Below are 18,182 nucleotides of genomic sequence, written 5' to 3'. Positions count from 1 at the left end.
TTATGATGTTTTTGCAGAATCATTTCATTCTATCAATACAGTATCTTTTGATCGAGAATTTCCCACGACCTGCAATCAAACTGTTGTGGCAATACAGCATGTGGACGGCTTCTGCATGCTGTTTCATTGTGATTATGCAATGTGGGCAATGACGGCAAGCGGTACAACGAAGCTTTCGACACGCGCGAGCGGAGGAAGCCATGAGCATGGAACGCAAGAGCATCGGCAAGGCAGTCGCGGCAGCACTGGCGCTGGGCATGAACGCGGCCTGGGCGGCATCCGGGGTGACGGTCAGCGTGACGCCCGAGCGCCCGAGCCTGGCCAGGAGCGAGGACGTGATGGTGACCGTCACGGTGACCAATACGACGGGCGAGACGCAATACCTGCTGGCCTGGCAGACGCCGTTCGCCCTCGGTTCATCCGGCGCGCCCACGGCGCCGCTGTTCGACGTCACGCGCGACGGCCTGGCCGTGTCCTACGTCGGGCGCCAAATCAAGCGCGCGGCGCCGACGGCGGCCGACTACATTGCGCTGGCGCCCGGCAGTTCGCGCAGCGCCAACGTCAACCTGGGCGCGCTGTACGACCTGAGCGCGAGCGGGACCTACAGCGTGCGCTGGCGCCCGGGGGCCCCGCTGTACAGCCGCCCAGGCGTGCCGCGCGCCAGGGCCACGGCCGAGGCGGCGCCGGGCGCCACGATGCGCGTCGAGGGCCGTCCTTCGGCCCGCCAGGCGGCGCTGCAGGCGCCGGCGGCCGGCGCGGGCCTGACGTACCGCAGCTGCTCGGCCACCCAGCAGGGCCAGATCGCCCTGGCCAGCGAAGCGGCGCTGGCCATGTCCGCGGACGCGGACGCCTACCTGCACAAGAAGACGCGCGGGCCCCGCTACACCCGGTGGTTCGGCACCTTCGACGCGACCCGCTGGACCACGGTGATGGGCCACTTCGTCGCCATCAAGGATGCCTTCGCCACCAGGCCGGTGACGGTCGACTGCAGCTGCGACGAGCCCTATTACGCCTACGTCTACCCGAACCAGCCCTACGAGATCTACGTGTGCCAGGCCTTCTGGGCCGCGCCGCTGACGGGCACCGATTCGAAGGGCGGCACGCTGGTGCACGAGATGAGCCACTTCACCGTGGTCGCCGGCACCGACGACTGGGCCTACGGGCAATCGGCGGCGGCGGCGCTGGCCGTCAGCAATCCGGCGCGCGCGATCGAGAACGCGGACTCGCACGAATATTTTGCCGAGAACACGCCGCCGCTCGAATGACGGTGAAGGGATGACCGGTGGGCACGTGGTGCCCACCCTACGGTGTGCATCGGCGTCAAGGCGCCGTGTGCGTGAACGTCACCGGCTCGGTGGACGCTTCCGTATAGGCCTCGAGCTGCTTGACGTCGGCCAGCACCAGGCCCCACCAGCTGATGCGGTACTGGTGCTGCCCCGGCGCGAAGGCGTAGTAGCGGGTGATGTCGATCGTGTGCGCATGCGCCGAATGCGGCGCCAGTTCCACGTAGTCGGCCGCCGTGAACGGCAGGCGCTTGACCATCGGGCCCTGGTAGGCGACCTCGCCGCCATCCGGCCCGCGCAGGTCGAACAGGCGGCCCGTCAGGCGCTCGTCGGCCGCCACCGCGCGCGGCAGCCAGACGCGGCGCTCGCCGCGGTTCTCGAAGCGGACGGTGACGAGCACCTTGTCGTGCTGGGCATCGACGCTCAGGCTCGCATGCAGGTTCATCGGTTCCTCTCCCCGTGGTGTTGCGGCACAGCCTGCTGCCAGCACGGCACCCAGGGCGGCGCACAGTATCGTTCGTCGTTGCATATGGCTCCATTCATGGGATCGATTATGCGCAGGAACGGCCGGGCGCAGCGCCCGCCTCGTCGCGCGTGAAATCATGGCCATCATTTTATCCGACGCGGCGGATGACGATTTACTCCGCGGCTGCGGTGCCCGAGAGGATGGTGACGGCCACACGCCGGTTGCGCGCGCGTCCCGCGTCGTCCGTGTTCGGCGCGATCGGGACATTGGACGCGCGGCCGACGGCGGCCAGGCGGCGCGCGGCCACGCCGTTCTCGGCGAACAGGCGCACCACGGTGCTGGCGCGCGCCGAAGACAGTTCCCAGTTGGAGGGGAACAAGGGACTGGCGATGGGCGTATCGTCCGTATGGCCTTCGACCTCGATGGCGTGCGGGTCGTCCTTCAGCAGGTCGCCGACGGCGGCCAGCGTCTCGCGCGCATTGCCGGACAGGCCGGCCTGCCCTTCCTGGAACAGCACGCTGGCATTGATCTCGATGGTCACGCCGCGCGCCGTCTGCATCACGCGTACCTTCCCGCTGCGCACCAGCGGCGCCATCACGCTGTCGAGCTTCCTGGCCAGCAGGTCGAGGCGCTCGCGGTCGCGCTTGGCCGCCTCGGCGCGCTTGCGCGCGAGGATGTGCGACAGCGGCAGCGCCTCCAGCTCGACTTGCGTATTCGACTTGACGGAGGCGCCGCGCCCGCCGAAGGCATCGCCCAGCGCTTCCGACAGCACCGTGTACTTGCCGATGTTGACGACCGAGATCGCGTACATCACGACGAAGAAGGCGAACAGCAGCGTGATGAAGTCGGCGTAGGAGATCAGCCAGCGCTCGTGGTTCTCGTCGTCCTGCTGGTAGGGCTTGCGGCGCGCCATGGCGGTCTCCTCAGTGCTCCGACAGCAGGCAGCCGATGCGCTCCTCGATGACGCGGGTATAGTCGCCCGTGGCGAGGTCGTGGAACACGTCGGCCAGGATCTCGTACTGGGCCACGCGCTCGGTGACGATGCCCTTGATCTTGTTGCCGGCCGGGTAGAAGAACAGGTTGGCCAGGCCCACGCCGTACACGGTGGAGACGAAGGCCACGGCGATGCCGGCGCCCAGGCGCGACGGATCCGTGAGGTTTTCCATCACGTGGATCAGGCCCAGCACGGCGCCGATGATGCCCACCGTGGGCGCGTAGCCGGCGGCCGACTCCCAGACCCTTGCGGCCTGGCGCTCGCGGAATTCGTAGGTATTGATCTCGGTGTGCATCAGGCTGCGCACCTTGTCCGGGGCGATGCCGTCGACGACGAGGCGCAAGCCCTTCTGGATGAACGGGTCGGCCTTCGCCATGTACTGTTCCAGCGACAGCAGGCCGTCGCGGCGCGCCGACAGGCTCCACAGATTGATCTCGCGCGCCAGCTGCTGGCGGCGGTCGGGCGGCGGAAAGAACACCCAGCGCAGCATCTTGACGCCGCGCCAGAAGGCCTTGCGCTTCGTCTGCAGCAGCACGGCGCCGAAGGTGCCGACGACGACGATGAGGAAGGCGGCCGGCTGGACCAGCGAGGCGAACTTGCCGCCGTCGAGCGTGAAGCCGACGACGATGCCCACCAGGGCGAGCGCGAGGCCGAGCAGGCTCGTCAGGTCCAAGCGCGCTCCTTCAGGTAGCTGCGCAGGCGCGCCACGGCCTGCGTGTGCAACTGCGACACGCGCGACTCGGACACGCCCATGACGGCGCCGATTTCCTTCAGGTTGAGCTCTTCCTCGTAGTACAGGCCCATCAGCATCTTCTCGCGCGGCGGCAGCGCATCGATGGCGTCGATGACGGCCTGGCGGAAGTCCGTGTCGAGCAGGCTCTTCAAGGGATCGTCGTCGTCCACGGCATAACGGTCGAGGAAGCTGTCGTTGCCGTCGGCGTCGTCGTGGAAGTCTTCGTAGTAGACCAGCTGGTGGCCGCCGGAATCGCCCAGCATTTCCTGGTAGTCGGCCAGCGACAGCTTGAGCGACTGCGCCACTTCCGACTCGCTCGGCGGCCGGCCCAGCGATTGCTGCAGCGAGGCCATCGCCTGTTCGACCTTGCGCATGTTGGAACGGGTCGAGCGCGGCATCCAGTCGCTGCTGCGCAGCTCGTCCAGCATGGCGCCGCGGATGCGCAGCACCGCATAGGTCTCGAACTGGGCGCCCTGGTTTTCCTCGTAGCGGTTGATGGCGTCGAGCAGGCCCATCATGCCGGCCTGGATCAGGTCGTCGACTTCGACGGACGGCGGGAGCTTGGCCTTCATGTGATGGGCGAGACGCTTCACCAACGGCATGTGCTCCGTCAGCAAAGAGTTCTTGTCCGCTGTCCCTTTAACCGTGTACATGGTTCCTGTATCCGTTCGTTCATCGCGCCGCTCACGCGGCCCGTCCCTGCTGCATGCCCGCGCCCGCGAAGCGGCCGGCCAGGCGGCGGAATGCCACCGAGGCCCCGGCCAGCGGGAACGCATCGACCACGGCGCGGCCGAGGCGCGCGGCGCGCTGCAGGTATTCGTCGGCGGGGACCGAGCCCATGGAGCTCAGCGTTACCGCCAGGTAACGAGTTGCTGCAGATGACATATTATCGTATACGACCTTGGCCTCGGCTTCGCTTGCTCCCGTGACCAGGATGCCGAACGGACGGCGGCCCAGGTGCTGCGCCAGGCGCTTGACCAGCGCATACGCATTCGTGATCGACGTCGCACCCGTCGACACCTGCACGACGATCTCCGATCCGGCCATGGCCGCCACGGGGAAACTGTCGTACTGCGCGCCGTGCTCGAGGAATTCGCCGTCGACGATGACGATGCTGCCGGCCGACTGCTTGACCAGCACGTCGAAGGCATTCGACAGGCGGCGCGCCTCGTCCTGCGAGCGCACGCCATGGCCCATCTCCACCACCGAGAAGCCCTGCGGCACCTGGTGCATCACCTGGTTCAGCGCGCACTCCTGGCGCGCCACGCCCAGCAGGTTGCCGCGGCCGTCCACGCCCAGGCGCCGGGCGACGCCGTAGTCGTATTCGCAGGCGTCGACGATCACCACGTCATGGCCGGACTGGACCAGCGAGGCGGCCAGGTTGACCAGCATGGCGCCCTTGTCGTCCGACGGCGTGGCCGACAGGAAGGTCACGATGCGCGGCTTGGGGCCGGACAGCATCCGGCGCAGGCCTTCGGCCTGGTCGAAGTCGAAACTAGCCAACATGCACCTCGCGCAGCGAACGGTCGTTGTTCAGGTTGCCCACGCCGGCCATCAGCGTCGGCAACTCGGCATCCTGGACCTGGGCGGCGGCGTCGCGCTTGTTGCGGAAGGCGCGGTCCACCAGCATCGCACGGTCGGCCAGGTACAGGTCTTCCGGCACGCGCTGGCCGTTCGACACATAGTGCAGGTTCAGCTTCTGGCGGATCATCACGTCCAGCACGCCGCCGATCGACGCCGCTTCGTCCAGCTTGGTCATGATGCAGCCGGCCAGGCCGCTGCCCTGGTAGGAGCGCACCACTTCGTTGAGCGTCTCGCTGGTCGCCGTCGCGTTCAGGCACAGCAGGCGCTGCACGTTGGCGCCGCTGTTCGTCAGCATGGCGACCTGCTCGGTGACCATCTGGTCGCGCTGCGACATGCCGATGGTGTCGATCAGCACGGTGTGCTTGTTGCGCAGCTCCTTCAGGGCGATGCGCAGGTCGGCCTCGTCCTTCACCGAGTGCACCATCACGCCCAGGATCTTGCCGTAGATGCGCAGCTGCTCGTGGCCGCCGATACGGTAGGCATCGGTGGTGATCAGGGCCAGCTTGTCCGGGCCGTGGCGCATCACGCAGCGCGCGGCCAGCTTGGCGGTGGTGGTGGTCTTGCCCACGCCGGTCGGGCCGACCAGGGCGAACACGCCGCCGCGGTCCAGGATCGCGTCTTCGTTGGCCATCGTGGTCAGGTTACGTGCCAGCACGGTCTTGACCCAGCGCATCGCCTCGGCCGCATCCTTGCCGGCCGGGAGCTTGTCGATCAGGTAGCGCGCCAGGCTGGCCGAGAAACCGGCCGCCAGCATCTCGCGCAGCACGGCCGCCTTCTGCGGCTCGCGCTGCTGGGTCGTGCCCCACGACAGTTCGGCCAACTGGCTTTCCATCATGCCGCGCATGGCGCGCAGCTCGTTCATCATGCCGTTCATCTCGGCGGCAGCCGATTCCTTGGCCTGGGCAATCGCGGCCGACATCATCGCCGTCATCGCGCTCATGTCGACGGGGGCCGCTTCCGCCTGGGGGGCGCGGCGCTCGGCATAGGTTTCGGGTGCGGCGGCCGGCGCAGGGATCGGTGCCGGGATCGGCGCCGGGATCGGGGCCGCGGCGGGCAGTTCTTCCTGGGCGCTGTACAGGCGGTCCAGCAGCTGGCGCGCCTGCGGCATGGCCGGCTGGGCGGCCGGGCGGCTGGCACGGGCCGGGGAGGCCGGGACGTCGTCCTGGCGCAGGTTCAGCTGCGGACGCGGTGCGGCCATCTCGGAGTCCGGAGCCGGCGACGCCAGCGACGCGACGTCGTCGTTGTCCAGTGCCAGGATCTCGACGACGCCGTCGACCGGACGGTTGGAAAGAATGACCGCATCCGGCCCCAGGGCGTCGCGCACCTTGCGCAAGGCCTCACGGGACGTAGGGGCAGTAAATTTCTTCACATTCATCGTTGCTCTCCGCTGTTGCTTCGCTTCGCCGGTTGGTCGGCTATTTCAAGAGCGCAGTGCGCTCATCACGAATAGGATTATTGACGATGCCGGGAGGAAACGATCGAGGGAATAAGACGGGGAAAAAGGCCTATTTCAGTCCAGGCCGTTGCGGGGGAATGGGATGATGGGGGGCATGCATGGTGGGCACGTGGTGCCTACGCCGGCCGCGCCCACCCTACATGGAATCGGCCGTGAACGCTCCCGTAGGGTGAGCATCACAGGCCCACCTTGGCGGCGCATACCGTGGTGGCGCATACCGTGGTGGCGAGCACACCGGGGTCAGAGTCCAACCGGCAAAACCGGACTCTGACCCCTGCCTGCCTTAAGCGCCGACCAGGCTCGTGACGCGGATCGTCTTCGACTCCGGGATCTCGGAATGCGACAGCACCTTCAGTTGCGGCAGCGCGCGGCGCAGGAAGCGCGACAGCAGCGTGCGCAGCGGTCCCGGCACCAGCAGTACCGGGGTCAGGCCCATGGCTTCCTGCTGCTGCGAGGCATTCGCCGCCTGCTGGACGATGGTGTCGGCCAGGCCCGGCTCGATGCCGGTGCCGTCGCCGCCCGCGTTCAGGGCCTGCACCAGCAGGCGCTCGAGGCGGTTGTCCAGGGTCATCACCGACAATTCGTTGGTGCCCGGGAACAGCTGCTGGACGATGGCGCGGCCCAGCGCGATGCGCACCAGCGTGGTCAGGTCGTTGGCGTCCTGGGTGCTGCCGCCGTGTTCCGACAGGGTTTCGATGATGGTGCGCATGTCGCGGATGTGCACGCCTTCGTTCAGCAGGTTCTGCAGCACTTTCTGCAGCGTCGACAGCGACACGACCTTCGGCACCAGGTCCTCGACCAGCTTCGGCGATTCCTTGCCCAGGTGGTCCAGCAGCGCCTGCACTTCCATGCGGCCCAGCAGTTCCGCCGCGTGGGTGGTGATCAGGTGGTTCAGGTGGGTGGCGATGACGGTGCCGGCGTCGACCACGGTATAGCCCATGCTCTGCGCCTCGTCCTTCAGGCCGGCGTCGATCCAGATCGCCGGCAGGTCGAACGCGGGATCGGTGGTCACCAGGCCCGGCAGCGTGCCGCTGGCCATGCCCGGGTTGATCGCCAGGAACTGGCCGTTCATCGCCTCGCCGCTGCCCACTTCCACGCCCTTCAGGGTGATGCGGTAGGCCGAGGGCTTCAGTTCCAGGTTGTCGCGGATGTGCACGGGCGGTGCCAGAAAGCCGACTTCCTGGGCGAACTTCTTGCGGATGCCCTTGATGCGCTTGAGCAGCTCGCCGCTCTGGCCCTTGTCGACCAGCGGGATCAGGCGGTAGCCCACTTCCAGGCCGAGCGTGTCGACCGGCATGACGTCCTGCCAGCTCGCCTCTTCCTGCTCGGCCGGCGTGGTCGCCGCCGCCGCGCCACCCGCCGCGCCCTGGGCACCGGCCGCGCCAACGGCGCCGCCGGCCGCACGGGCCGCTTCCTGGGCCGGGGCGTCCTTCTGGCGTTTTTCCAGCAGGTAGCCGGCGCCGAACAGCAGGCTGCCCAGCAGCAGGAACACGAGGTTCGGCATGCCCGGGATCAGGCCCATGCCGCCGATGATGCCGCCGGTGATGTACATGACCATCGGACGGGCGAACAGCTGGCCGATGACCTGCTGGCCGACGTCCTTGTCGCTGGCGACGCGCGAGACGACCATGCCGGCCGCGATCGAGATGATCAGCGAGGGAATCTGCGCGACCAGGCCGTCGCCGATGGCCAGCAGCGTGTAGTTCTTGACGGCGTCGCCGAAGGCCATGTCGTGCTGGACCATGCCGACGATGAGGCCGCCGATGACGTTGATGACGGTGACGAGGATACCGGCGACGGCGTCGCCGTGGACGTACTTCGAGGCACCGTCCATCGAACCGTAGAATTCCGCTTCCTGGGCGGTCTCGGCGCGGCGCTTCTTGGCTTCGTCCTCGCCGATCAGGCCGGCGTTCAGGTCGGCGTCGATCGCCATCTGCTTGCCCGGCATCGCGTCCAGGGCGAAGCGCGCGCCCACCTCGGCGATACGGCCCGCGCCCTTGGTGACGACGGTGAAGTTGATGATGGTCAGGATGATGAACACGACCAGGCCGACCGTGTAGTTGCCGCCGATCAGGAAGTGACCGAAGGCCTCGATCACCTTGCCGGCCGCGGCGCCGCCCGTGTGGCCCTCGGTCAGCACGACGCGGGTCGAGGCCACGTTCAGCGCCAGGCGCAGCATGGTGGTGACCAGCAGCACGGCCGGGAAGGCCATGAAGTCGAGCGGCTTGACCGTGTACAGCGCGGTCAGCAGCACGATCACGGACATCGCGATATTGAAACTGAAGAACAGGTCGAGTGCGAACGCCGGCAGCGGCAGGATCATCATCGACAACAGCAGGATGATGAGGATCGGCGCCGCCAGCGCATTGCCGCGCGAGGTGATCGCTCCCATCCATCCTGGCAGTTTGAATCCGTTCATGCGTGCTCCGTCGTTCCGTGTGCGTTGTTGGTGTCGGCAAGCGGCGATAGCTTACCCAGGCACAACATTATTGCTGATGCCCAGAGGAAACCATTGGGGGAAGAGACGGGAAAAAGCGCCGTAATTCGTGCGCAGACGCGAAAATGGCCGGCGCCAGGCGCCGGCCATCGATGGAATCAGTGCAGATTGTTTGGCGGGGTGCCCGCCTTTTGCGATGCCGGGTTGAACGGGTCCATCTCCGGCGGCACGGGCAGCCTGGTCGGGCGGTCCGGGTAGTGCTCGGTGGTGCCCTTGCTGTAGGCACGCAGCTGGTAGACGTAGGCCAGCACCTCGGCGACGGCGGAGTACAGCGCCTCGGGAATCTCGTCGTCGATGTCCGTGTGCTTGTACAGCGCACGCGCCAGCGCCGGCGCTTCCAGCAGCGCGACCTTGTTCTCCTTTGCAATTTCTCGGATCTTGGCAGCCACGGCGTCGGTACCCTTGGCCACCACGCGCGGGGCGCCGCGGCCGCCTTCGGCATACTTCAGCGCCACCGCGAAGTGGGTCGGGTTGGTCACGACCACGTCGGCCGTCGGCACGTTCGACATCATGCGCTTCCTCGCCATCTCGCGCTGCAGCTGGCGGATCTTGCCCTTGATCTGGGGGTTGCCGTCCGATTCCTTCGATTCCTGGATGACTTCCTGGCGCGTCATCTTCATCTTGTCCGCGTAGTGCCAGAGCTGGTACGGCGCGTCCAGCAAGGCGATCGCACCGAGCGCGCCCACCATGACGAGGAAGGCCTTGGCCAGCAGGCCGCCCAGGTGCGGAGCGGCCGTGCCGACGGGCTCGACGGCCAGGCCGATCAGCGCATCCTTCTGTCCCATGATGACGATCCAGGCCACGGCGCCGACCAGCAGCGTCTTGGCGATCGCCTTGAGCAGCTCGACCAGTGCATTCTTGGAAATCATGTTGCCGATGCCGCTGATCGGGTTCAATTTCCCGAATTTCGGCACGAAAGCCTTGGCCGAGAAATTCCAGCCGCCGATGACGAGGGGCGACGCCAGCATCACCAGCATGACGGCGGCGGCCAGCGGCAGGCAAGCCAGCAGCACGCCGACGACGTCGCTGCCGATGCGCTCGAACAGCAGCGCCGGGTTGTGGATCTGCTCGCGGTCCAGCGCCAGGCCGCGGTGCAGCGTGGTCGTCAGCTTGTCGACGAGGCCGCCGCCCAGCATCCACAGGCCGGCGCCGGCCGTCATCAGGACGACGAACGTGGCGACTTCGCGCGAACGGGGAATGTCGCCGTTCTCGCGTGCCTGCTTCAGCCGTCTCTCCGATGCTGGTTCGGTCTTGTCCTGGCCGCCTGCTTCCGCCATGTCTGCTCCCGGGTTGATTTCAGGTGAGCATTATTCCAGATGTTGCCCGTGGGCCATTCAAAAAGCAGCGCGGGAAAGGCAGCGCATTTTTCGTGCCCTCGCCTGTCCAACTTGCCGAGCTGCCGGATGGGCAGCGCAAAAGCGCAATAATTCCATTTGATGGAAATTTATATTGCCATTACATAGAAGTTAACGATACCTTTCATAGGAATCAATATTCAATGACATCATGATGGAGGTGGCGCATGAACAAGAAGCCGAGTATCTCCGCTGTCCTTCTCTACGCGGCGCTCCACGCCGCGCATGCGGACGAGCCAGGCAAGGACCGCGACCCACCGGCGCAGCAGCTCCGGCTCGACGACATCAGGGGCCAGTACGCCTTTCCGGGAGGACGCCTGCTGACGATGACCGGCAGCGCATACAGGATTCGCGCCCAGCTCGACGGCCACGGCGAGATGGGCGTGACGCGCGTGGGCCCGGCCGCGTTTCGTGCCGCGGACGGTAGCTTCACGCTGCGTTTCCGGCCCCAGGGGAACGGCACCGTCCTCATCGTCGACCTCGCGGAGGCCGCCGGAGGGGCGCAGGCAACGGACGCGGCGCCGGATACCGGACGCTAGGCGGCAGGGGCCGCGATACGCGGGCGGTTGGCATCCCGGGGCGCCGCCAGGCGGGCGCCGCCGGTCTGTTCCAGGCGGAACACGCGCAAGGCCGACGCGACGTTTTCCGCCTGCTGGGCGAGCGAACCGGCCGCGGCGGCGGCTTCCTCGACCAGCGCCGCGTTCTGCTGGGTGATCGCATCGAGCTGGCTCACGGCCTGGTTGACCTGGCCGATGCCGCCGTTCTGCTCGACCGTGGCGCCGGCGATCCCCTCCACCACCTTGCGCACGCTCTCGACGGCCGCGATGATCTCGCCCATCGTCTGCCCCGCGAGCGCGGTCAGCTTGCTGCCGCTGTCGACGGTGGCGATCGACACGTCGATGAGCTGCTTGACTTCCTTGGCCGCCGCGGCGGTGCGCTGGGACAGGTTGCGTACCTCGCTCGCCACGACCGCGAAGCCGCGGCCCTGCTCGCCCGCGCGCGCCGCCTCGACGGCCGCGTTCAGCGCGAGGATGTTGGTCTGGAACGCGATCGCGTCGATCATGCCGATGATGTTCAGCACCTGGTGCGACGACGTGCTGATCGCCTGCATCGTCTTGACGGCTTCGTCGACGGTACCGCCGCCGCGCACGGCCATGCCGGCGGCACGCACGGCCAGTTCGTTCGCCGTCTTCACGTTGTCCCCGTTCTGCAGCACGTTCCGGGTCAGCTGTTCCATGCTGGCCGCCGTCTCCTGCAGGCTCGAGGCCTGCGATTCCGTACGGCTGGAGAGGTCCATGTTGCCGCTGGCGATTTCACCGGTCGCATGGCGGATCTCGTCGAAATTGCCGCGCACGTCGCCGATCACGCTGAACAGGTTGACCGAGGTCTGGCGCAGCGCCGCGACGAGCTGGCCCATTTCGTTGTCGACGTTGCTGTCGACGCGGGCCGTGAGGTCGCCACCGGCCAGGCGCCGCGTGAACGACGTGACGCTGTCGAGCGGCGCCAGCACGTTGCGGCGCAGGCTGAGCCAGAGCATGGCGGCAACGCCGATCGTGAGCGCCAGCGACAGCAGCACCCACGACGACACCCCGGCCTGCCAGGCTTCCACGAGCACCGCCAGCAGGATCGCCGCCATGGCGCCCATGCCGCCGTCGATCTGCACACGCAAGGGCAGGTGGCGCAGCTGCGCCAGCCGGCCCGCCATGCCGGTGCGGTGCAGGCGGCCATGCTTGAGGACGAGCTTGCGCGGGTTGCCGGCCTTGAACTCGGCATACAGCGCACTGGCCGCCGCCACCTGCTCGCGCGACGGCTTGGTGCGCACGGACATGTAGCCGACCGCCCTGCCGGATTCGATGACGGGCGTGACGTTCGCATACACCCAGTAGTGGTCGCCGTTCTTGCAGCGGTTCTTGACCATGCCGCTCCAGGGACGGCCCGAGCGGATCGTCGACCACAGGTCGGCAAACGCCTCGACGGGCATGTCGGGGTGGCGCACGAGGTTCTGCGGCGCCGATCAGCTCTTCCTCGGTGAAGCCGCTGACCTCGATGAAATACGGATTGGCGTACTGGATATTGCCGTGCAGGTCGGTCGTGGACACGATCGTGCGGCCATCGGCAAGCATGGCTTCGTTGCCGGTAACGGGGGAATTGATACGCATGCGCGCTCCTTCGACGACGAGGAATGGATGTCGTTAGTTGTTTGAAAAGACGATGTGCGGAGACCGGCGCATAGCCGGCCACCCATCAGTTGCGGGCCAGGCGCGCCTCCGGATACGCGCCCCGCACGCGCTCGCGCTGGCCCGGCGCGGCCAGGGCGCTTGCAGCGCCCTCCGCCCTGTCGAGCTTGAAGTGGCCGACCAGCGTGGCGAGGCCGGATGCCTGCTCCTTCAGTTCCTGCGCCGCCGCCGAGGTTTCCTCGACGAGGGCCGTGTCCTGCTGGGTCATGCCATCCATTTCGCCGATCGCATTGCTCACCTCGCCGATGCCCTGGCTCTGTTCGGCGCTCGCGATGCTGATCTCTTCCATGATTTCGGTCACGCGTTGCACGCTTTCCACGAGGGTCTGCATCGTCGATCCGGCACGGTCGACCAGTTCCGAGCCCATGTCGACCTTGCCCACGGAATCCTCGATCAGGGTCTTGATTTCCTTGGCGGCGCCGGCCGAGCGCTGCGCCAGGCTGCGCACCTCGCTCGCCACGACGGCGAAGCCGCGGCCCTGTTCTCCCGCGCGGGCCGCCTCGACGGCCGCGTTCAGCGCCAGGATATTGGTCTGGAACGCGATGCCGTCGATGACGGAAATGATGTCGACGATCTTCTTGGACGAATCGTTGATCGCCGCCATCGTATGCGTCACCTGGCGCATGACCGCCCCGCCCTCCTGCGATACCGTGGATGCCGATTGCGCCAGCGTATTGGCCTGCTTGGCATTGCCGGCGTTCTGCTGCACCGTCGTCGTCAGCTCTTCCATCGCCGACGCGATGCGTTCCAGCGAGGATGCCTGTGCGGCACTGCGCGAGGACAGGTCGCTGCTGCCGTGCGCGATATCGGACGACGCATGGGTGATCGCATCGACGCCGTGGCGCACCTGGCCGACGATGGACGCCAGGCTGTCGCGCATCGTCTTCACGGAAAACAGCAGGCTGGCACGGTCGTCCGCGCGCACGTCGACGGACGTCGCGAGGTCGCCTTGCGCGATGCGGTTGGCGACGGCGGCCGTGTACGCGGGCTCGCCGCCCAGCTGGCGCAGCAGCAGGCGCGTGATGGTGCTGGCGACCAGCGCGCTCAGCACGACGGCGGCGACGGCGAGCGCGATCGCCCATTTGTGCGCGACCTCCTCGGCATGCTGCGACGACGCTTCCGCCTGTGCCACTTCCCGCTCCGCCTCCGCCACGAGCACGGCGATGTCGGCCACGATCTGGTGGCGCAGCGGGCTGCACTCCTCGACGAGGAATTTCCCGTATGCCTCCATTTCCTTCGCCTCGCGGTACTTGCGCGGGCGCTCGAGCGCACTGGCCATGGCCAACAGCCCAGTGCGGACCTTGTCGAACTGGCGATTGCCGGCGAACGCCGGCGTCATTTTTTCCAGCGCATCCAGGTAGATCGCCTTCTGCTGGTCGACCAGGTCCAGCTCGTTGCGCGCCTTGCCTTCATCGGTGAAGATGTAGGCGTTGCGCGCCGCCAGGCCGGTCTGCGCCAGCGCTTCGCGCGCCACGTACAGGGGTTTCAGGTGCAGGCCGTTGGCATTGTGCTGGCGTTGGAACGCCTCGCGAATGGATGACAGTCCGACGATCGACACCGTGACCATCACCAGCATCAAGACCGTCAGGATGCCGAATCCCAGCGTCAGCTGGGTACCGATCCTCAGATGTTTAAACATGTTCATTCATTGCCTCCGGCGCGCGATTGGTTTTGCTGACAAACGCATGGGGTATCGGGCTCCCGCACGGGAACTGGAAGGCGATCGCAGGGATGGAGCGAAGCCGGGCCGTATCGACCAGCGCGACCGTCATGCATCGTGCGACGGTGGCGGCAAGGTGACCATCGGATTTGGGGATGGTCGACAGCAACGACTGCCGGGAACGTAAAGCCGGCAGGGTTTGGTGGTGTAGCGGAACTGCTTTGTCAGTACATACGGGCAGTGTAGGCAACTCTTCCGTTCCGCGGACAAAGAAAATCGAAAAATTCCGCAACCGTTGCCGCACAACAACGAAAATAAGCGCAAGAATATTTCTTTGTTAAAGCATGAGGCCCGCGTTCCTGGCTGCCGGACGGCAGCCGCTGTCAGTCGAACAAGTCGGCCGCGTCCAGCGTCCGCCCGGCCGCGTCCTTCGCGGCCATCGCCGGCACGCCGTCGACGGGCCAGGCGATGCCCACCGCCGGGTCGTTCCACAGCAGGCAGCGCTCGTGCTCGGGATACCAGTAGTCGGTGGTCTTGTACAGGCACTCGGCCGCCTCGTCGCCCAGCACGACGAAACCGTGGGCGAAGCCGGGCGGCACCCAGATCTGGCGCCGGTTTTCCGCGCTGAGGACGGCGCCGACCCAGCGCCCGAAGGTGGGAGAGGAACGGCGCAGGTCGACGACGGCGTCGAACACGCTGCCGCGCACGACCCGCACCAGCTTGCCCTGGGCATGGTCGACCTGGTAGTGCATGCCGCGCAGCACGCCGGGACCCGAACGGCTATGGTTGTCCTGCACGAACGTCGCGTCCAGGCCCGTCGCCGCGCGGAAATCGCGCGCGTTGAAGCTTTCGAAAAAGAAGCCGCGGTCGTCCTCGAACACCCGGGGTTCGAGCATCAGGACGTCGGGGATCGCGGTGCGGGTGGCGGTGTACGGCATGGCGGGGTCACGTCATTTCAACAGGCTGAGCAGGTAGGCACCATACCCGTTCTTGGCCAGCGGCGCCGCCAGCCTCTCGACGTCGGCCGCGCTGATCCAGCCCTGGCGGTAGGCGATCTCTTCCGGGCAGGACACTTGCAGGCCCTGGCGCTTCTGCAGGGTGGCGATGAAGCTGGCCGCTTCCAGCAGGCTGTCGTGCGTGCCCGTGTCGAGCCAGGCGAAGCCGCGCCCCATGATCTCCACGTCCAGCCTGCCCGCTTCGAGGTAGCGGCGGTTGACGTCCGTGATTTCCAGTTCGCCGCGCGCCGACGGCCGGATGTCGGCGGCGATGTCGCACACGTCCTTGTCGTAGAAATACAGCCCCGTCACGGCATAGTTCGACTTCGGCACGCGCGGCTTTTCTTCGATGCTGATGGCGCGGTGGTCGCCGTCGAACTCGACCACGCCGTAGCGCTCCGGATCCTGCACGTGGTAGGCGAACACGGTGGCGCTCTCGGTGCGCGCGCTGGCGCGCAGCAACTGGCCGGCCAGGTTGTGGCCATAGAAAATGTTATCGCCCAGCACCAGCGCACTCGGGTCGCGGCCGATGAAGTCGCGCCCGATGAGGAAGGCTTGCGCCAGCCCGTCCGGCGACGGCTGCACGGCGTACTGGATGTTCATCGCCCAGCGGCTGCCGTCGCCCAGCAGTTCGGCGAAGCGCGGCGTGTCTTCCGGCGTGCTGATCACGAGCACGTCGCGGATGCCGCTCAGCATGAGCGTGCTGAGCGGGTAGTACACCATCGGCTTGTCGTAGACAGGCATCAATTGCTTGCTGACGGCCTGGGTCACCGGATACAGCCGGGTGCCGGAACCTCCCGCGAGGATGATGCCTTTTCGTGTGGTGTCGGACATGATGGTCTTTCGAACGTTCAAAGAAGATGGGCCAGCACCCCGTCCACGCCGTCCTTCCAGGACGGCAGGACGAAGCCGAAGGTCTGGCGCAGCCGGGTGGTGTCGAGGCAGGAGTTGGCCGGGCGCCGCGCCGGCGCCGGATAGTCCGCCGTGGTCACGGGCAGCACGCGGTCCGGCGTCGTGGCCAGCGCGTGGCCGGCCGCCAGCGCGGCGGCCAGCACGTGGCGGGCATAGCCGTGCCAGCTGGTGACGCCGGACGATGTCAGATGATACGTCCCGTAGGGAAAATGTTCGCCGCCTTCGCGCGCATATTGCCGCACCAGGTGGGCCGTCACGTCGGCCAGCAGCGCCGCCGGCGTCGGCGCGCCGTACTGGTCGGCGACCACGCGCAAGCTGTCGCGTTCGCGCGCCAGGCGCAGCATCGTCTTCGCGAAATTGCCGCCGTGCACGCCGAGCACCCAGCTCGTGCGCAGGATCAGGTGGCGCGGCGTGGCGGCGGCCAGCGCCCGCTCCCCGGCCAGCTTGCCGGCGCCGTAGGCGTTCAAGGGCGCGGGAAGATCGTCTTCCGTGTAGGCGCCTTCCTTGGCGCCATCGAACACGTAGTCGGTCGAGTAATGCACGACGAGCGCGCCCAGCCGTGCGGCCTCTTCGCCCAGCACGCCGGGCGCGGCGGCGTTCACGGCCCAGGCCAGGTCGCGCTCGCTTTCGGCGCGGTCGACGGCCGTGTAGGCGGCGGCGTTCACGACGACGTCCGGCCGCGCGCGGCGCACCAGCGCGCGCACGGCGTCCGCGTCGGCCAGGTCGCAGTCGGCGCGGCCCGCGGCCGTCACCTCGCCCAGCGGTGCCAGCGCACGGCGCAGCTCGGCGCCCAGCTGGCCGTCCTTGCCGGTGAGCAGGATGTTCATCTAGGCCCCGTACTGGCGCAGCGTCCAGTCGCGGTAGGCGCCGCTGGTCACGTCCCGTACCCAGTCCTGGTGCTCGAGATACCAGCGCACGGTCTTTTCGATGCCCGTCTCGAAGGTCTCGGCCGGCTTCCAGCCGAGCTCGCGTTCCAGCTTGCCGGCGTCGATCGCGTAGCGGCGGTCGTGGCCGGGGCGGTCGGCGACGAAGGCAATCTGCTCCTGGTAGGAACGGCCGTCGGCGCGCGGCTGCAGGTCGTCCAGGATCGCGCACAGGATGCGGACGACGTCCAGGTTCGCCTGTTCGTTCCAGCCGCCGACGTTGTAGACCTCGCCGACGCGTCCCGCGTCGAGCACGCGCCGGATCGCCGCGCAGTGGTCCTTCACGTACAGCCAGTCGCGCACCTGCTGGCCGTCGCCGTAGATGGGCAGCGGCTTGCCGGCCAATGCGTTGTGGATGCACAGGGGGATCAGCTTTTCCGGAAAGTGATAGGGACCGTAGTTGTTCGAGCAATTCGTCGTCAACACCGGCAAGCCATAGGTATGGCAGTACGCGCGCACCAGGTGGTCGCTGGCGGCCTTGCTGGCCGAGTACGGGCTGTTCGGTGCGTAGCGGTCCGTTTCGCGGAAGGCGGGATCGTCCGCCTGCAGGGAACCGTAGACCTCGTCCGTGGACACGTGCAGGAAGCGGAAGGCGGTCTTGTCGTCCCCCGTCAATGTCCCCCAATACTCGCGCACGGCCTCCAGCAGCTGGAAGGTGCCGACGATATTGGTCTGGATGAAGTCGCCGGGGCCGTGGATGCTGCGGTCGACGTGGCTCTCGGCGGCAAAATTCAATACCGCACGCGGCCGGTGGGTGCGCAGCAGCGTGCGCACCAGCTCGAAGTCGCCGATGTCGCCGCGCACGAACACGTGGCGCGCGTCGCCTTCCAGGTCCGCCAGGTTGGCCAGGTTGCCCGCATAGGTCAGCTTGTCCAGGTTGACCACCGGCTCGTCGGTGCCGGCGCACCAGTCGAGCACAAAATTACTGCCGATAAAGCCGGCACCACCTGTGACCAAAATCATTTCCACTCCTTCATCACCGGCGCGTGTCGCCGGATTCGCCACTATACAGACTCGCGCAAAAGTTGCGCATTTTCAACTTCTCGCGACGGTCGCCCTGCAAGAATATCGCCTTCGTCCCCTCCAT

At 67.1% G+C, this 18,182-nt stretch carries 15 protein-coding genes and 1 pseudogene; 2 read left to right on the top strand and 14 right to left on the bottom strand.

Annotated features, from left to right (window positions below; genetic code table 11):
• The first annotated feature begins 200 nt into the window (after positions 1 to 200).
• A complete protein-coding gene (locus tag QPK32_RS06015; RefSeq protein WP_290411875.1) occupies positions 201 to 1,265 on the top strand; it encodes a M35 family metallo-endopeptidase in 1,065 nt (354 codons plus the stop codon).
• Between the two features lie 55 nt (positions 1,266 to 1,320).
• Here the strand turns inward: QPK32_RS06015 and QPK32_RS06010 are convergent, their stop codons facing one another.
• The 8 genes from QPK32_RS06010 to flhB form a co-directional block, all read right to left on the bottom strand.
• A complete protein-coding gene (locus QPK32_RS06010) occupies positions 1,321 to 1,728 on the bottom strand; it encodes a hypothetical protein (protein ID WP_290411874.1) in 408 nt (135 codons plus the stop codon).
• A 193-nt stretch (positions 1,729 to 1,921) separates the two neighbouring features.
• On the bottom strand, positions 1,922 to 2,662 hold the full coding sequence (gene motD / locus QPK32_RS06005) for a flagellar motor protein MotD (protein WP_290411873.1): 741 nt from the start codon (positions 2,660 to 2,662) through the stop codon (positions 1,922 to 1,924).
• A gap of 10 nt (positions 2,663 to 2,672) precedes the next feature.
• A complete protein-coding gene (locus QPK32_RS06000; RefSeq protein ID WP_290411872.1) occupies positions 2,673 to 3,416 on the bottom strand; it encodes a flagellar motor protein in 744 nt (247 codons plus the stop codon).
• Positions 3,407 to 4,129: an RNA polymerase sigma factor FliA gene (locus tag QPK32_RS05995; RefSeq protein WP_290411871.1), complete on the bottom strand. Its 723-nt coding sequence runs from the start codon at positions 4,127 to 4,129 to the stop codon at positions 3,407 to 3,409. Before QPK32_RS05995 ends, QPK32_RS06000 begins: the two co-directional genes overlap by 10 nt.
• A gap of 31 nt (positions 4,130 to 4,160) precedes the next feature.
• Positions 4,161 to 4,979: an antiactivator of flagellar biosynthesis FleN protein gene (locus QPK32_RS05990; protein ID WP_290412180.1), complete on the bottom strand. Its 819-nt coding sequence runs from the start codon at positions 4,977 to 4,979 to the stop codon at positions 4,161 to 4,163.
• Positions 4,972 to 6,435: a flagellar biosynthesis protein FlhF gene (gene flhF, locus QPK32_RS05985; RefSeq protein ID WP_290411870.1), complete on the bottom strand. Its 1,464-nt coding sequence runs from the start codon at positions 6,433 to 6,435 to the stop codon at positions 4,972 to 4,974. Before flhF ends, QPK32_RS05990 begins: the two co-directional genes overlap by 8 nt.
• A 364-nt stretch (positions 6,436 to 6,799) precedes the next feature.
• Positions 6,800 to 8,935 (bottom strand): flagellar biosynthesis protein FlhA, encoded by a 2,136-nt coding sequence (gene flhA, locus QPK32_RS05980; protein WP_290411869.1) that lies wholly within the window; start codon positions 8,933 to 8,935, stop codon positions 6,800 to 6,802.
• A 176-nt stretch (positions 8,936 to 9,111) separates the two neighbouring features.
• Positions 9,112 to 10,290, bottom strand: a complete 1,179-nt coding sequence (gene flhB, locus QPK32_RS05975) for a flagellar biosynthesis protein FlhB (protein ID WP_290411868.1) — start codon at positions 10,288 to 10,290, stop codon at positions 9,112 to 9,114.
• A gap of 245 nt (positions 10,291 to 10,535) precedes the next feature.
• Here flhB and QPK32_RS05970 point away from each other — a divergent pair, with 245 nt between their 5' ends.
• Entirely contained in the window at positions 10,536 to 10,907 is a 372-nt protein-coding gene (locus QPK32_RS05970; RefSeq protein ID WP_290411867.1) for a hypothetical protein, read from the top strand.
• On the opposite strand, the pseudogene QPK32_RS05965 reads toward QPK32_RS05970, so the two are convergent.
• The 6 genes and pseudogenes from QPK32_RS05965 to rfbB all read right to left on the bottom strand — a co-directional run bounded on the left by QPK32_RS05965 (position 10,904) and on the right by rfbB (position 18,058).
• Positions 10,904 to 12,527: pseudogene (locus tag QPK32_RS05965) on the bottom strand (methyl-accepting chemotaxis protein). The gene QPK32_RS05970 and the pseudogene QPK32_RS05965 sit on opposite strands and share 4 nt — an antisense overlap.
• A gap of 85 nt (positions 12,528 to 12,612) precedes the next feature.
• Positions 12,613 to 14,250, bottom strand: coding sequence for a methyl-accepting chemotaxis protein (locus QPK32_RS05960; protein WP_290411866.1), 1,638 nt, complete (start codon positions 14,248 to 14,250; stop codon positions 12,613 to 12,615).
• A 398-nt stretch (positions 14,251 to 14,648) separates the two neighbouring features.
• A complete protein-coding gene (gene rfbC / locus QPK32_RS05955; protein ID WP_290411865.1) occupies positions 14,649 to 15,203 on the bottom strand; it encodes a dTDP-4-dehydrorhamnose 3,5-epimerase in 555 nt (184 codons plus the stop codon).
• Positions 15,204 to 15,215: 12 nt separating this feature from the next.
• The gene (gene rfbA, locus QPK32_RS05950) at positions 15,216 to 16,094 is read right to left on the bottom strand and encodes a glucose-1-phosphate thymidylyltransferase RfbA (protein ID WP_290411864.1); all 879 of its coding nucleotides are present in this window, start codon (positions 16,092 to 16,094) and stop codon (positions 15,216 to 15,218) included.
• Between the two features lie 17 nt (positions 16,095 to 16,111).
• Entirely contained in the window at positions 16,112 to 16,999 is an 888-nt protein-coding gene (rfbD, locus tag QPK32_RS05945) for a dTDP-4-dehydrorhamnose reductase (protein WP_290411863.1), read from the bottom strand.
• A complete protein-coding gene (gene rfbB, locus QPK32_RS05940) occupies positions 17,000 to 18,058 on the bottom strand; it encodes a dTDP-glucose 4,6-dehydratase (RefSeq protein ID WP_290411862.1) in 1,059 nt (352 codons plus the stop codon).
• Positions 18,059 to 18,182 lie beyond the last annotated feature (124 nt).

It is taken from the genome of Massilia sp. YIM B02763 (genome assembly GCF_030412015.1).
GTDB lineage: Bacteria > Pseudomonadota > Gammaproteobacteria > Burkholderiales > Burkholderiaceae_D > Telluria.
This window is presented reverse-complemented; position numbering and strand designations above follow the sequence as displayed.